At 68.7% G+C, this 13,916-nt stretch carries 13 protein-coding genes and 1 pseudogene; 8 read left to right on the top strand and 6 right to left on the bottom strand.

What is annotated here, in order from left to right; genetic code table 11:
• Positions 1–42 precede the first annotated feature (42 nt).
• A complete protein-coding gene (locus tag ABT063_RS00575) occupies positions 43–1,581 on the top strand; it encodes a carboxylesterase/lipase family protein (protein ID WP_351054858.1) in 1,539 nt (512 codons plus the stop codon).
• Between the two features lie 66 nt (positions 1,582–1,647).
• Here ABT063_RS00575 and ABT063_RS00580 read toward each other — a convergent pair whose 3' ends face one another.
• A complete protein-coding gene (locus tag ABT063_RS00580) occupies positions 1,648–1,863 on the bottom strand; it encodes a hypothetical protein (RefSeq protein ID WP_351054859.1) in 216 nt (71 codons plus the stop codon).
• Positions 1,864–1,939: 76 nt separating this feature from the next.
• Positions 1,940–2,404, bottom strand: a complete 465-nt coding sequence (locus ABT063_RS00585) for a MarR family winged helix-turn-helix transcriptional regulator (RefSeq protein WP_351054860.1) — start codon at positions 2,402–2,404, stop codon at positions 1,940–1,942.
• 159 nt (positions 2,405–2,563) lie between these two features.
• On the opposite strand from ABT063_RS00585, the gene ABT063_RS00590 reads away from it, so the two are divergent.
• The 5 genes and pseudogenes from ABT063_RS00590 (at position 2,564) to ABT063_RS00610 (ending at position 8,002) form a co-directional block, all read left to right on the top strand.
• Positions 2,564–3,508 carry an NmrA/HSCARG family protein gene (locus tag ABT063_RS00590; RefSeq protein ID WP_351054861.1) on the top strand — a complete coding sequence of 315 codons (945 nt, stop codon included), beginning with the start codon at positions 2,564–2,566 and terminating at the stop codon, positions 3,506–3,508.
• 141 nt (positions 3,509–3,649) lie between these two features.
• Positions 3,650–4,030, top strand: coding sequence for a DoxX family protein (locus ABT063_RS00595; protein WP_351054862.1), 381 nt, complete (start codon positions 3,650–3,652; stop codon positions 4,028–4,030).
• A 42-nt stretch (positions 4,031–4,072) separates the two neighbouring features.
• Positions 4,073–5,110 carry a pirin family protein gene (locus tag ABT063_RS00600; RefSeq protein WP_351054863.1) on the top strand — a complete coding sequence of 346 codons (1,038 nt, stop codon included), beginning with the start codon at positions 4,073–4,075 and terminating at the stop codon, positions 5,108–5,110.
• Positions 5,111–5,828: 718 nt separating this feature from the next.
• Entirely contained in the window at positions 5,829–6,959 is a 1,131-nt protein-coding gene (locus ABT063_RS00605) for an SGNH/GDSL hydrolase family protein (protein ID WP_351055221.1), read from the top strand.
• A gap of 323 nt (positions 6,960–7,282) precedes the next feature.
• Positions 7,283–8,002, top strand: a pseudogene (locus tag ABT063_RS00610) (IS6 family transposase).
• 357 nt (positions 8,003–8,359) lie between these two features.
• Here ABT063_RS00610 and ABT063_RS00615 read toward each other — a convergent pair.
• Positions 8,360–8,650, bottom strand: a complete 291-nt coding sequence (locus ABT063_RS00615) for a DUF4193 domain-containing protein (RefSeq protein WP_351054864.1) — start codon at positions 8,648–8,650, stop codon at positions 8,360–8,362.
• Positions 8,651–8,729: 79 nt separating this feature from the next.
• Complete coding sequence (locus ABT063_RS00620) at positions 8,730–10,814, bottom strand: HelD family protein (protein WP_351054865.1); 2,085 nt, start codon at positions 10,812–10,814, stop codon at positions 8,730–8,732.
• 791 nt (positions 10,815–11,605) lie between these two features.
• On the opposite strand from ABT063_RS00620, the gene ABT063_RS00625 reads away from it, so the two are divergent.
• Entirely contained in the window at positions 11,606–11,893 is a 288-nt protein-coding gene (locus ABT063_RS00625) for a pirin family protein (RefSeq protein WP_351054866.1), read from the top strand.
• On the opposite strand, the gene ABT063_RS00630 is transcribed toward ABT063_RS00625, so the two are convergent.
• Entirely contained in the window at positions 11,877–12,233 is a 357-nt protein-coding gene (locus ABT063_RS00630) for a hypothetical protein (RefSeq protein ID WP_351054867.1), read from the bottom strand. The genes ABT063_RS00625 and ABT063_RS00630 overlap by 17 nt on opposite strands.
• Positions 12,234–12,312: 79 nt before the next feature.
• Complete coding sequence (locus ABT063_RS00635; RefSeq protein ID WP_351054868.1) at positions 12,313–13,098, bottom strand: SDR family NAD(P)-dependent oxidoreductase; 786 nt, start codon at positions 13,096–13,098, stop codon at positions 12,313–12,315.
• Between the two features lie 86 nt (positions 13,099–13,184).
• Between ABT063_RS00635 and ABT063_RS00640 the strand changes: the two genes are divergently transcribed.
• Positions 13,185–13,634 carry a MarR family winged helix-turn-helix transcriptional regulator gene (locus ABT063_RS00640; RefSeq protein ID WP_351054869.1) on the top strand — a complete coding sequence of 150 codons (450 nt, stop codon included), beginning with the start codon at positions 13,185–13,187 and terminating at the stop codon, positions 13,632–13,634.
• Positions 13,635–13,916 lie beyond the last annotated feature (282 nt).

Raw genomic sequence — 13,916 nt, forward strand, 5'->3', positions numbered from 1 at the left:
CCGCCCCCCTGACCTCGCACCATGGGAAGACAGGCTCACGCCATGGCAGACGCACTTCTGACCGACACCACCACGGGAACCGTTCGCGGATGCACCCTCCCAGACGGGGGTCGGCTCTTCGCCGGTATCCCCTTCGCCGCACCCCCGGTGGGTGAGCTGCGGTTCCGCCCGCCTCAGCCGCCCCGGCCATGGCAGGGTGTCCGCCGGGCCGACAGCTTCGCACCGGCGCCCGCGCAGGGCGCGTCTTCCCTGGCGCCGGGGGCGAGCCAGAAGTCCTCCTTCCCCACCTTCCCCACGGCAGAGATCCGGGAGACGTCCGAGGACTGCCTGTATCTCAACGTCTGGACGCCCACGACGACGACCGGGGACGCCGTCCGCCCCGTCATCGTGTGGATCTACGGCGGCGGATACGACGCCGGCTCCGCCGCACCCCCGTACAGCGACGGGGCCGCTCTCGCCCGGCAGACCGGCACGGTCGTCGTCACCGCCAACTACCGCCTGGGAGCCCTCGGTTTCCTGCACCTGGCCGACCTCGGCAGCCAGTGGGCCGGGTCCACCAACCTCGCCCTGCAAGACCAGACGGCCGCACTGCGCTGGGTACGGGACAACATCGCCTCCTTCGGCGGCGACCCCGGCAACATCACCCTGGCGGGGCAGTCCGCCGGTGCCTTCTCCATCGGAGCCCTGCTGGCCGCACCCGCGGCCGCCGGCCTCTTCCACAAGGCGATCCTCCAGAGCGGCAGTACGTCCCGGATCTTCGACCGGGCCACCGCCACCACCATGGCCGAGGACCTGATCACCGCACTCCGCCTCGACGGCCCAGAGGACCTGCTCACCGTCACCTGCCAGCGGATCCTGGACGCCCAGAGCACGGTCGTCACCGGCGACATCGGGCAGCGCAACCTGCCCGGCGGCCGGTCCTGGGGTGCCGTACTCGACGGCAGCGTGCTGCCCGTCGCCCCGCAGCAGGCCGTCGCCGACGGCGCCGCCGCCGACATCCCCCTGCTCGTCGGCGCCACCCGCGACGAAGCCCGCGTCTTCCAGATGATCGGCGGCGACTCCTTCCGCCCCGAGGACGAAACAGCCCTGTACACCGAAATGCGGCGCGCCGGTGTCACGGAACCGGAGAAACTCCTGGACGCCTACCGGAGCCGCACCGCCGACCCTGACGACCTGTCAGCCCTGCGCGGTGCCTTCCTCACCGACGCCCTCTACCGGATCCCGGCCACGCGTCTGGCCCGGGCCCAGGCAGGGGCGGGAGGCCGCGCCTACCACTACCTCCTCCTCGACGAACCGTGCGGACCGGCCATGGGCGCCTTCCACGGCGCCGACCTGCTCCACGTCTTCGACAAACTGTCCGACGTGGGCGCCGACACCCCCGAACACCTCACCGCCCGCGACACCCTCGTCGGCGCCTGGGCCGCCTTCGCCGCCACCGGCTCCCCGGGATGGCCGCCGTACGCCCCGCAAGCCACGGGCAACTCCCGCGCCATCGGCGGCTCCCCAGCCGACGCCGACCGCATGATCACCGAACCCCCGGCCGACGACGTCACCACACTCTGGCCTACCCGGCCAGCCTGACGCGCCCGGGATCGAAAGCGGCCGGCCGGCTTTACGGAAACGCCGTGAGAGCCCTGACGCGGTATGTCACGTATGGCGCGGAATGCTGTCTGCGGACACGGCCTCCGCCAGGTCCGTCATGCGCAGCCGGTGCCCGAGCGTGCGGCCCAGCCGCAGCAGCACCTCGAACCAGGTGTCCGGGACTCCCAGGTAGCGGTGTACCAGGGGCCTGAGACGAGAGAACGCCTCCACGAACAGGCCGTAGAGCGTCAGGTCGTCGTCGGTCAGCAGTTGCTCATTCACTCACGAGGATGGCAGAAAGCCGAGAGCAGAAGACGCTGCCGTTGCAATATCTGCGCCTACAGATACGCGGCGAGGGTCACCGTGGCTCGTTGTCCAGTTGTTCGAGGATGAGGTTGGAGAGCCGTGCGAAGGTGGCGAGTTCGTCCGGGCCGAGGGCGTCGATGACCAGGCGGCGGACCGTGGCGACATGATGGGGTGCGGCGGCCTCGATGGTTTTGCGGCCGGCCGGTGTGATGGCGACGAAGGCACCGCGTCCGTCCTCGGCGCATTCTTCCCGGGTCACCAGGCCGCGTTTGGTCATCCTGGCGATCTGGTGGGACAGGCGGCTCTGTTCCCACTCGATGGTGTTGGCGAGGTCCTGGAATCGTTGCCGGCCGTCGGGGGTGTCGGTGAGGGCGACGAGGATCTGGAAGTCGGCGCCGGACAGCTTGTGCGCCTTCAGGTCACGCTCCAGCGTGGCCCAGAGCTTCTGGTGCAGGCGGATGAAGGCACGCCAGGCGTGCTGCTCGGCGGGGCTCAGCCATGCGGGTGCGTCGTTCATGTGCAACGAGTTTACCCGGGAACTTGACACGTCATGCACCTGCGCCCTAACGTACATGACACATCATATGATGCGTCATGCATCGTCGGGCGCCGGGATAGATGATGTGGCATGTAGTGGGGGTGTGTCGCCCCTGAATCAAATAAGAAGGAGAAGGCCGTGGCGGAGAAGAAGGTCATCGCGGTGGTCGGTGCGACCGGTTCCCAGGGCGGCGGGCTGGCCAGGGCGATCCTGGCCGACGCCGGTGGTGGGTTCGCGGTACGTGCGCTGACGCGCCGCCCGGACTCGGATGCCGGGCGCGAGCTCGCGGCCCTGGGTGCCGAGGTGGTGAAGGCCGACCTCGGCGACCTGCGGAGCCTGACGCAGGCGTTCGACGGGGCGCACGGGGCGTTCCTGGTGACCAACTTCTGGGCGGACATGTCGCCCGAGAGGGAGAAGCAGGAGGCGGCAACCATGGCCCGGGCCGCCAAGGCCGCCGGTGTGGCCCATGTGATCTGGTCGACGCTGGAGGACACCCGCGACTACATCCCACTCGACGACGAGCGCATGCCGACGCTGATGGGCGGCTACAAGGTGCCGCACTTCGATGCCAAGGCCGAGGCCAACCAGTTCTTCATCGATGCCGGGGTGCCGACCACTTTCCTGCAGACCACCTTCTACTGGGAGAACCTGCTCGGCCCGATGGCGCCGCGACGGGGAGACGACGGCCGGCTCGTGCTGGCCATGCCGATGGCCGACAGTCTGCTCGCCGGCATCGCCGTCGAAGACATCGGCAAGACCGCCTACGGCATCTTCCGCCGCGGCGGCGACCTCATCGGCCGCACCGTGTCCATCGCGGGCGAGCACCTGACCGGCAAGCAGATGGCCGAGCAGCTCAGCGTGGCCCTGGGTGAAGACGTGGCGTACGTGCCGGTGCCCTTCGACGTGATGCGGGCGCAGCCGTTCCCCGCCGCGGCCGAGTCGGGCAACATGTTCCAGTTCTATGCGGAAGTGCCGCAGTTCAACGCGGTCCGCGACCTCGACGTCGTCCGTGACCTGAACCCGCAACTGCAGACGTTCCAGCAGTGGCTGGACGCACACAAGCCCGCCTTCGCCGGCGCCTGACGGGCGACCCGGCGGATCTTATTCCACGCATTTAATTCCCAGGGCCCCGGCGTTCTCGCGAAATACCGATTTCGTCCCGCACATCGGGACGCATCACGAGAACGTCGGGGCCCTGTCTGCTTCCCCCTGATTGGTCACCTCATGAACATCGTTTTGTGGATTCTGGCCGGCCTGCTCGCCGCGCTCTTCCTGGCCGCCGGCGTCGCGAAGCTGACCCAGCCGAAGGAGAAGCTCGCCGCCTCGCCGAACATGGCGTGGGCCGAGGACTTCTCTCCGGGCATGCTCAAGCTGATCGGCGCCCTGGAGATGCTGGCCGCGGTCGGGTTGATCCTGCCCGCCGCGCTGGACATCAGCCCCGTCCTGGTGCCGCTGGCCGCCGTCGGCCTCGTGCTGCTGATGGCCGGGGCGGCGACAACCCACGCCAGACGCAAGGAGTCCAGCGCGATCGTGCCGAACCTCGTGCTGATCCTTCTGGCCGGTGCGGTGGCATGGGGGCGCTTCGGCCCGTACCCCTTCGCCTGATCGCCGGCAGCGTCCATCCAGGGAGGAACAGGGAGGAGCACCATGCCCGCCATCACCGTCGAGGACGTCCTCGTCCTGCCTCGCCTGCCCGCGCTCGCCCCTGCCAGGACACGGATCCGTGAGGTGCGCCGGCTGGTCACCGCACCGCGCGGCTACGAGGGTGAGGGCTTCCCAGTGCGCCGCGGGTTCGCCGATGCACCCCTGCCCGAATTGGATCCTTTCGTCCACTTCGATCATCTCGGCGAAGTGGACCTGGGCCCCGGTGAGCCCAAGGGGGCCCCGTGGCATCCGCACCGCGACTTCGAGACCGTCACGTACGTCATCGACGGCATCGTGGACCACCAGGACTCCAACGGTGGCAGTGGGCGGATCGCCGACGGCGACACCCAGTGGATGACCGCCGGGGCGGGCATCCTGCACACCGAGACGCCACCGGAGAGCCTGGTGATGAGCGGGGGCGTGATCCACGGCACCCAGCTGTGGGGCAACCTGCCCCGGGCGAAGAAGCTGGTCCCGCCCCGATACCAGGACATCCGCGGCAGCCAGGCGGCGCTGCTGACCACACCGGACGGCGGCGCGCTGATCCGGGTCATCGCCGGCGACATCGCCGGGTACGCCGGACCGGGGGTCACGCACACGCCGATCACGCTGGCGCAGCTACCGCGGCAACCAGGTCCGCGGTCACTACGGCTCCGGACCCGAACACGTGACCCAGCTCATCCGCCTGGCGGCCGTCGGCAGGCTCGACCTGGCACCTTCCATCACCGATCACATTCCACTGGCCGAGGCGGCCGACGCCGTCACCCGGCTGGAGAAGAAAACCGGCAACCCGGTCCGCCTCGTCCTCACCCCGTGAACCATCGACGCCCCCGGAAGTCAGCCTGCCCGCTTTCCGCGGACCTGCCCCGAACCGAGCAGTCATCCTGGGCAGTTCACCATCTGCCACCGCGCGGTGCGCCCGGCCGACACGACGGACGGGCCGCCGCCCTGGCTCCGACCACCCGGACGACGCTTCACAACACCGAGTGCCGCCTCACCAGTCGGCGGCATCGCGCCTACCGGACCACGTGCCAGAGGTAGGCGCAACGACGGCCGTCTGATCTCGACGGCAGCGTTCGCTTTCCGAATTCGACCGTCCGTCAAGCGCCTGGCGTTCACCGACAAGTTGAATAAGGCGTTCGGGGTCGAGCAGATCTGCCGTGCGCTGTCCAACTCCGCGGAATAGGCCGGCCGGTTTCACCTCCAGCGTCTGCATTCTGCGATCGGCGCCATTCGACCAGCCGAACAGGAGACCAACTACTACGCTCAACACCAGCCCCAACCGGCCGCCGGACCCAACCCGCAGAGCCTCCACTGACCCCGGAGTGATTCAGTGCATGCAGGTGGGCGGGCTGTCGCGCGGAGGAGATTCACCACTCATTCGATCACTCAGCGAATGGCTACCAACGGGTTCGGTCACCAATTCCCGGCCGGTCGAATGTTTCTGATGAGTACACATGTCGTTGTGACCGTTCCTTTATCGACTTCCCATACCCAAGTCGGTGTCACCCTTGCTAGGTTGAAGCCCACGCCTCAGAGACGAAGTCAGGTAAGTCTCGCAGTTTCACAGAGGCAGAATCCCCCTAAGCCTTCACCAAGGCTTTCCTTGGATGCCCGAAAACCGTAACGGCCGAGTCTCGCTGCTTCCAGCCACGCCTCATGCCATGCCTTTCGGTATCCAAACCCCCCAACACACTGGAAGCACACGTAAGTGATGAGATCCCTTCAGCGTTTCGGCCCCCGGCTGGCCGTCTCCGCCATGACGATCGTGCTGAGCACGCCCGGACTGGCCACCGCCGACGAGGCGAGCAACGGCAAGGACACCACGTACTACATCTCACTCGGCGACTCCCTGACCACCGGCTACCAGCCGGACGTCGACAAGGACACCGACGTCGCCTACACCGACCAGCTGTACGCGCAGCTCAAGCAGCGCACCCCCGGACTGAAGCACATACGCCTCGGCTGCACCGCTGAGACCACCGAGTCTCTGATCAATGGCGGAAAGTGCGACTACCCGAACGCCACGTCCCAGCTGGACGCCGCCCTGAAGGCCCTGGCCCAGCACCGCGACAAGGTCGCCTACGTGACCCTCAGCGTGGGCGCGAACGACATCCTCCTCAACTGCGCCAGCCCGGCCGGCACCCTCGACGGGGCGTGCCTGAACAGCCGGAGCCAGACCATGGCGAAGAACCTCGCCCAGATCGCGGGCGCGCTCCGCAAGGCGGGCGCCAAGGGCACCCAGTTCGTGGGCTCGACGTACCACAACCCGTTCCTGGGGGCCTGGCTGCAGGGCGCCGCGGGGCAGCAGGCCGCCAAGGAGTCAGCACCCCTTGTCAAGGCCGCCAACACGGGGATCACCCAGGTGTACAAGTCCACCGGCTTCAAGGTGGCGGACGTGGCCGGGGCCTTCTCCTCGGACGACTTCACCACCCAGGTGAACGTACCCGGCGCGGGCGAGATGCCGGCGAACGTGGCCAAGATCTGCCAGCTGACCTGGGCGTGCACGAAGCAGGACCCCCACCCCAACGCCGACGGCCACAAGCTGATCGCGGGCACCTTCGCGGCGGTGCTCGCCGAGAACGACGCGCCCGGTGCGGGCGAGTCCCCGACCCCCAGCGAGCCGACCACGCCCGGTACCGGCGAGTCCCCGAGCCCCAGCGAGCCGGCCACGCCCGGTGCCGACGAGTCCCCGAGCTCCAGCGAGTCGGCCACGCCCGCGCCCGGCACGGACACGGGGGCGAACGACCCGACCACGGACGGAGACCTCGCCGAGACCGGCGCGTCGAGCAGCACTCCCGTTCTCGCGGGTGCCGGTCTCGCCGTCGTGGCGGTCGGCACCGCCGCGATCTACTTCGCGCGCAGGCGTCGTGCGGGCGAGGAGAGCTGACGGGCAGTCAAAGCTCGTCGGCGGCGGCAAGGGGCTGCTGGCCAGTAGGCACCAACGGACGCGGCCTCCAGTACGGCGACCCGTCCTGACCCCACCACACCCGAGTGGGGCCGCAGCCATAACGGCCTGCGGCCCCGCATGGCTGGGGGACCACGCCCGAGACGTAGGCCGCGTCACCTCACCGGCAAGATGTTCAACACGCACCGCTCCCACTCACCACCGCGTGCACGAGGGCATGCACGCAAGCTGGATCGTCGGCGCTGTCACGTTGGTTGACCGGGTGGGATGATCTTCTGGTTGGATCGTGCTGGAGGGGGCTGTTCGTGGGGGCCGTGTCGCCGTCGCACAAGGGGCACCGGTACCCGGCCGAGGTCATCTCCCACTGTGTGTGGCTGTACTTCCGTTTCCCGTTGTCGTTCCGCGAGGTCGAGGAGCTGATGCTCGAGCGGGGGATCGTCGTCTCGTACGAGTCGGTGCGCCGCTGGTGCGCCAAGTTCGGGCAGCGGTACGCAGGCGCGCTGCGCCGCCGGCAGCTCCGGCCTGGTGACAAATGGCACCTGGACGAGGTCTTCATCAAGATCAATGGGGAACAGAAATATCTGTGGCGGGCCGTCGACCAGGACGGCAACGTCCTGGACATCCTCGTGCAGGACCGCCGGGACTAGGCCGCGGCCAGGCGTTTCATGCGCAGGCTGCTGAAGAAGACCGGTGCGGTGCCGCGGGTGATCGTCACCGACAAGCTCCGCTCCTACGGCGCGGCCCACCGCGAGGTCATGCCCTCCGTCGAGCATCGGCAGTCGAAGTACCTGAACAACCGGGCGGAAAACAGTCACCAGCCGACGAGGCAGCGCGAACGGGCGATGAAAGGCTTCCGCTCGGTGGGCGGAGCACAGCGGTTTCTGTCCGCGTTCAGCGGCATCTCGCCCCACTTCCGGCCCCGCCGCCATCTGATCCCCGCATCCCACTATCGAGCCGAGATGACCGTCCGCTTCGCGATCTGGGAACAGATCACCGGAGCCGCCGGCCTGCCCACCACGCGATGAGCACACAGCCGGAACCCGACTCCTCCACGCCCCGTCACACCGTCAGACACCTCCACATCCAACAACGTGACAACGCCAGCCGGACGGCGAGTTCTTCGTCGTCTCCAGGGCCGCGCGCGGACAGGGCGCGGCCGTGGCCGAAGCGCTGACTCGGGCGGGGCGACGGGACGGTGATCGCCACTGATGCCAGCTCGGCGACCGAGCTGGGCCCACGAGGGATCCGCGTCAACACCATCCATCCCGGCTCCATCGAGACCGAGGAGGTGGACCGTCATGGGCGCCGGTCACGCCCTTGGCGGTCACCGCGATGCTGGGGGCTCTTGCTGCCGGCTTGGCATTGTCGTAGTCGGCGTGATGTCAGGTGTGGTCGCAGTCACGGCAGATGCGGAGAGTGCTGCTTCCGCTGGCAAATTGGCTACGGTGGTACACGAGGAAGCAGGCCGTACAGACGAATTCGTCGTCCAGTGGCGGAAGTACCGGGATGGCCAGTTGCTCGCTAGAGAGGTCGGCGCCGGGCAGTTCGAGGCCCTCGACGGCCTCGAACTCGTCGACGTCAATAGCGGAAGATGTGGACGTGTTCCGGGCTTTGAGCTCCTCGAGGTTGTCAATGACGCCGTCGTTGCGTGGGGCGTCGAAGTCCTTTGCCATGCCACCTTCTCTGTCTTGGTGCTTGCGGTGCCTGCGCATGCCTGTGGCGCATGCGCGGTAGGAAGCGGACGGTGATACGTCAGGCGGGCTGGGCGGTAATCGTGCAGAGCCTCTTGGTGGCCCGGGTCAGGGCTACGTACAGGTCCCTCTCCCCGCCGGGGCGGGCTGTGGTGATCTCCGCGGGGCTCATGACGACGACCCCGTCGAACTCCAGACCACGCCCTTGGGATGCCGGCACGATGCGTGCGAGTTGCGCGATGCCCGCGGCCGTCAGCTCGCCCACCCTCGTGTCCGCGCAGATCACCCCGACCAGCTCTCCCGGGTGGGCGGTGTGCTGGGCACGAATCTCCTGGGCGACGGTGGCGACCAGCCTGTCCGGAGGTGCGGTCACGGTGCGAGGAGCCTCGCCACGTCGCAGCGACCGTGTCGGCGTCTGGTCCGGAGCGATCCGCGCGAGCAGGTCTCGCACGCTGTCCAGGACTTCCTGGGTGGTGCGGTAACTGACGGTCAGGCTGTGGAGGTTGAACCGCGGGCCGACATGCGGACTCAATGCCTCCTTCCAGTCGCGTGCTGTCGCGACCGGGCCCGCCTGGGCGAAGTCGCCTACCAGCGTCATCGCCCGTGCCGGGCAGCGGCGGACGATCATCCGCCACTGCATTGCGGTCAACTCCTGTGCCTCGTCGACGACGACGTGCCCATACGTCCGCTCCGGCGGGCCTTCGATCAGGCTCGCCGCCTCGTCCAGCAGCGGCACATCGGCATCCGTCCCCGGGTCGTCCGGACTGCGCAGCAGACCTGACCGCTCGTCCGCGGTCAGCCGGGGCAGATGCTCGGCGAGAGAGGCAGGGTCCGTCAGGAAAGCCCTCACGAGGTCGGCGGGTACCAGCCGCGGCCACAGCGTCTCCACCGCCCGGTCGACGTGGGCGTCGTCGAGGAGATCGGCCCGGACGGCGTCCGCGTCGAACTCGTCGGCCGGTCCCGGGGCGGCCGCGCCGTCGTGGCCGTGGCGCAGGTCGGCCGCCGTGAACCGGCCGAGGTTCCTGCCCGTCAGCTGGGTGACCTCGGCATCGATCCGCTCCAGGAGGTCGCCCATATTGCGTTCCAGCGCATCGGTGACGGCGTCGACCAGGAGCTCCTTGAACACCTGGCGCGCGGGGTTGTGCCCAAGCCCGGTCGCCACGGCGGCGTCGCGTGCCACGGCGACTCTCTCGCCCGAGAGGTGAACCACATCCTGTCCGACCCGCACAGCGAAGTCGCCGTCCGGAGCCTGGTGGACGCGCAGCAGAGATTCCAGAGCGTCGGCGAGGACGGAGCTGCCCTTGAGACGCGCCGCATCGAACGGCTCCACCGCGTCCGGGAACACTCCGGCCAGTTCCTGGCAGGTCGCCAGGACGACGTCGTTCTCGCCGAGCGAGGGCAGGACCTGGGAGATGTAGTCGAGAAACCGCGCGTTCGGCCCGACCACCAGGACACCCTGCTCCGCGGCGCGCGGGAACGCGTACAGGACATACGCCGCCCGGTGCAGGGCGACCACCGTCTTCCCCGTGCCGGGCCCGCCTTGCACCACCGTCACCCCGCGGTGCGCGGAGCGAACGATCTCGTCCTGCTCGGCCTGCAGCGTCGCGACGGCCGCTTGCATCCGGCCCGTACGCCGTGCCGAAAGAGCCTCGGTCAACGGGCCGTCGCCCACTACGTCTTCGGCAGTCGGGGCGGAGCCGTCCAGCAGTTCGTCGCTCACTGCGACCACCGTGCGATCCTCCAGGCGCAGGTGCCGACGCCGCCGCAGGTTCATCGGGTGAACCGGCGTCGCCTCGCAGAAAGGCCGCGCCGCAGTCGCACGCCAGTCCACGAGGAGGGGCAGGTCGTCGGCCTCCGTCTGCAGTCCGATCCGTCCGATGCGCAGAGCGGTGCCGTCCGTCCAGTCAATGCGGCCAAAAACCAGCCCATTCTCGGCGCCCTCAAGGCGACCGATCTCCTTGGCCAGACGTTCAGCGGTGACCTCTCGCTCATATACCTCACCGGCACTCTCGGCCGGAGCCGTGAGTACATCCGTCCGGTGCGCCCGCGCCTCGGAGAGTCGCTCGGTGAGCAGTTCGTACAAGGTGGACACATGAGCTCGTTCCAATTCGACCTGGCGCACAGCGGGGTCGTTGACCTGCGACAACAGGGGGCTCCTCTCGGTTCGAGCCACCACTATGCGGTCGAAATTATTCAAAAGTAAGTCTTGACTTACTTGGATTGATCATCCCCCATGGGAGGGGAATATGGATGACCTGGGTGAATGCAGGTATGCGTTTGGCTCGGCTTACTCAATTTGCTTTAACGCCGCATGTGTGTCCCCAGGTCGTTGATCGTGGACGGCTGAAGACGGCTGCTCACCCACCGCTGAATTCCGGCGGGACCTGCTGTGACATGCCACATGTCGTGACAAGTCACTGCGTTGCGGATGCAGGCATCGGATCACCGTGGGGGTGGGCACGAAGGCCACGTCGCGGATGATGTGGTCGTCGACGGTTCCCCCGTTCGCCACGGTCCATCCGAGGTGGGCCGTGGCGACCGCTGCGACCGCCACCCGGTCGAAGATGAGGACGTCGTCCAACCAGGCCGAGAGGGCGCGGCTGCGTACCGGACACGCACCTACCGGGGCGGCCCGTAGGTTCAGGGCTGCGCCGTAGGCGGTGATGGTCGTCATCGCTGAGCTTGACCCTGTCGGGGATCTTGGAATTTCCCGGTGTGCCAGCATGATCAGCGGGCATGCTCGGCGCTGTTTCGAAGACCGATGCAGTTGGCGAGGTGTCCGTTGTCGCTCCGCACCGACCCGACGTGGGCGACCGCCCTGGTCAGGTCCCTGCTCGTCCTCACGAACCGCGAGGTTTCCCGGTGACCGACGATCTTCACCGAAGTCATCCACCCACGACCCGCCCGAGCATCCCGAACCCCGCGCACACCAGACCCGTGACCAGCAACATCATGATGCACAGTGCTCAGTGGATGACCGCCGGGGCGGGCATCCTGCACATCGAGGCGCCGCCGGAGAGCCTGGTGATGAGCGGGGGCGTGATCCACGGCACCCAGCTGTGGGTCAATCTGCCCCGGGCGAAGAAGCTGGTCCTGCCCCGATACCAGGACATCCGCGGCAGCCAGGCGGCGCTGCTGACCACACCGGACGGCGGCGCGCTGATCCGGTTCATCGCCGGCGACATCGCCGGGTACGCCGGACCGGGGGTCACGCACAGATCGTGACGGTGTGCCGGACGCCGTTGACCGTCAGGGAGACGCTGCTGCCGTGCGGCGCCTCGGCGGCGGCCGCTTCCCCGGAACCGGGCAGGGGCACCGCGACCAGGCCGCCGGCCAGGGCGGCCCCTCCGGCCACCGTGGTCGTCGCGATGAACGTACGCCGGGTCGGTGCCGAGCCGGATTCGGCGGGGGGGGAGACACGGCTGGGTCGGGAAGTTCGGTGGACATGTCCACTCTGCGGTGCGGGGTACGGATGGTCCTGCTGATCGGCGCGAACCTGGCGGGGCGGGGCGTTGGGGGCGTCTCCTGCCGCACCCTCGCCCCGCCCCTCGCCCCGCACCTGCACCGGGCGCCGACTCGCGGTCTCGCGTGTGCGCCCGCCTCCGCCTCGGCTGTCGCGGCAAGGGCAGTGCGGGGACTACTGCTCAGGCGACGGGCAGGTGCCCGTAACGGGCGGCCGGGGAAGAATGGTTGCCGGCCAGCAGGGCGGATTCGGCGGTCAGGAGGGCATCGAGCGCGGCAGCCTGGTCCTCCAGACCAGGGACGCAGACGGACTCCCCCAGGCGGACGCCGGCGAGGCTGGCATGTGCCACGCCCTCGGCCGTCATGGCGGAGGGGTAGCCCTGGCCGAAGCCGCCGTGGAACTCCGTCGCCACCACCCCCGGGCACACCACCTGGGCATGGACGCCGGTGCCGGCGAGTTCGTGTGTGAGCGTCCGCGTGAAGGCGACCGTGGCGGCCTTCGCGGCCGCGTACAGGGTGCGCGGTATCGGCATCTCCTGACCGGCGCTGAAGGCCAGCAGTGAGGCGAGGGTGATGACGGTGCCGTCACCGGCGGCCAGCATCCCGGGCAGGGCGGCCCGCACCAAACGGATGGGGCCGGCGGCGTTGAGTGTGAGGAGACGGTCGATCTCGACGGCGTCGATGTCGGTGAGCGGTGCGAAGCCGCCGACTCCGGCGTTGCAGATCAGCAGCCGGACGTCTCCGGTGGCCAGGCGGTGGGTCACGGCGTCGAGGCCGTCGTGCGTGCTGAGGTCGGCGGGCAGAACGTCGACGGCGGCACCTGCTTCGCGCAGTTCGGCGGCCAGCTCGTTCAGCCGGTCCACCCGCCGGGCCACCAGGACGAAGTCGCAGTCGGACGCCAGGAGCCGGGCGTAGGCAGCGCCAATGCCGGACGAGGCGCCAGTGATCAGAGCAAGAGTTCGGGACATGCGCCCAGCATTAACCAAGCGCCTGTCTAGAGTCAAGCGTTTGATAGCAAGTGGTTGATACACGTGAATTCCCGTATCCTCCTCGCGTGACCACGGATGACGAGAAGACGCCTGGTGGCGATGTCAGAGCGATCTGGGCCCTGCGGAGGGCGGAACTCGCCGTGCAGGCGCTCAAGGGACAGCGGCTGCGCACCCTGGACATGGCGCCCGCGCACTACTCCCTGCTGTTCTGCATCCATGACGAACCCGGCCTCACCGGCGCGGAGGCCGCCCGCCGCCTGAACGTCACCCCTCAGGCCGTGGCATCGCTGGTGACGCGACTGGAGGGGCGCGGTCAGCTGGAGCGTCGGCAGCACGCGCTGCACCGTCATGTGCAGGAGCTCCACCTCACCGATGCCGGCCGTGAGGCTTTCGGCTCCGCCAGTCGCATCGTCGCGGACATCGAGCGCCGCGTCGTCGAGCGGCTGGGCTCGGACGGCACTGCGCAACTCACCGCCTTGCTCGGGCAGGTGGTCGAGGCGGTCCAGGAGCCGTAGGTCACCGCTGCGGTCAGGTCAGCGGTACCCGGCGATGCTGCCGGCGATCGTCGACGCGTCCGGGCGGCGAGGACGGCCGTGTCGGCGTCGTGGCGAGCCAGGAGGGACCGGACGCGCTGGGTCGCGGGTGGGCCGAGGGTGTCGACGTTCGCCACACGTCAAGGGCGGCGGCCCGGATCCGCAGCGCGGACGCCGGATCGGGAAGGTCAAACCGAGCCCAAGAGTGCGGGGAACTGCGCGACACGGCGACCCCGTTGCACTAACCGCGAGTTAGTGCTTTCC

Origin of the sequence: Streptomyces sp. NPDC002838 (assembly GCF_040295365.1) — a bacterium.
GTDB lineage: Bacteria > Actinomycetota > Actinomycetes > Streptomycetales > Streptomycetaceae > Streptomyces.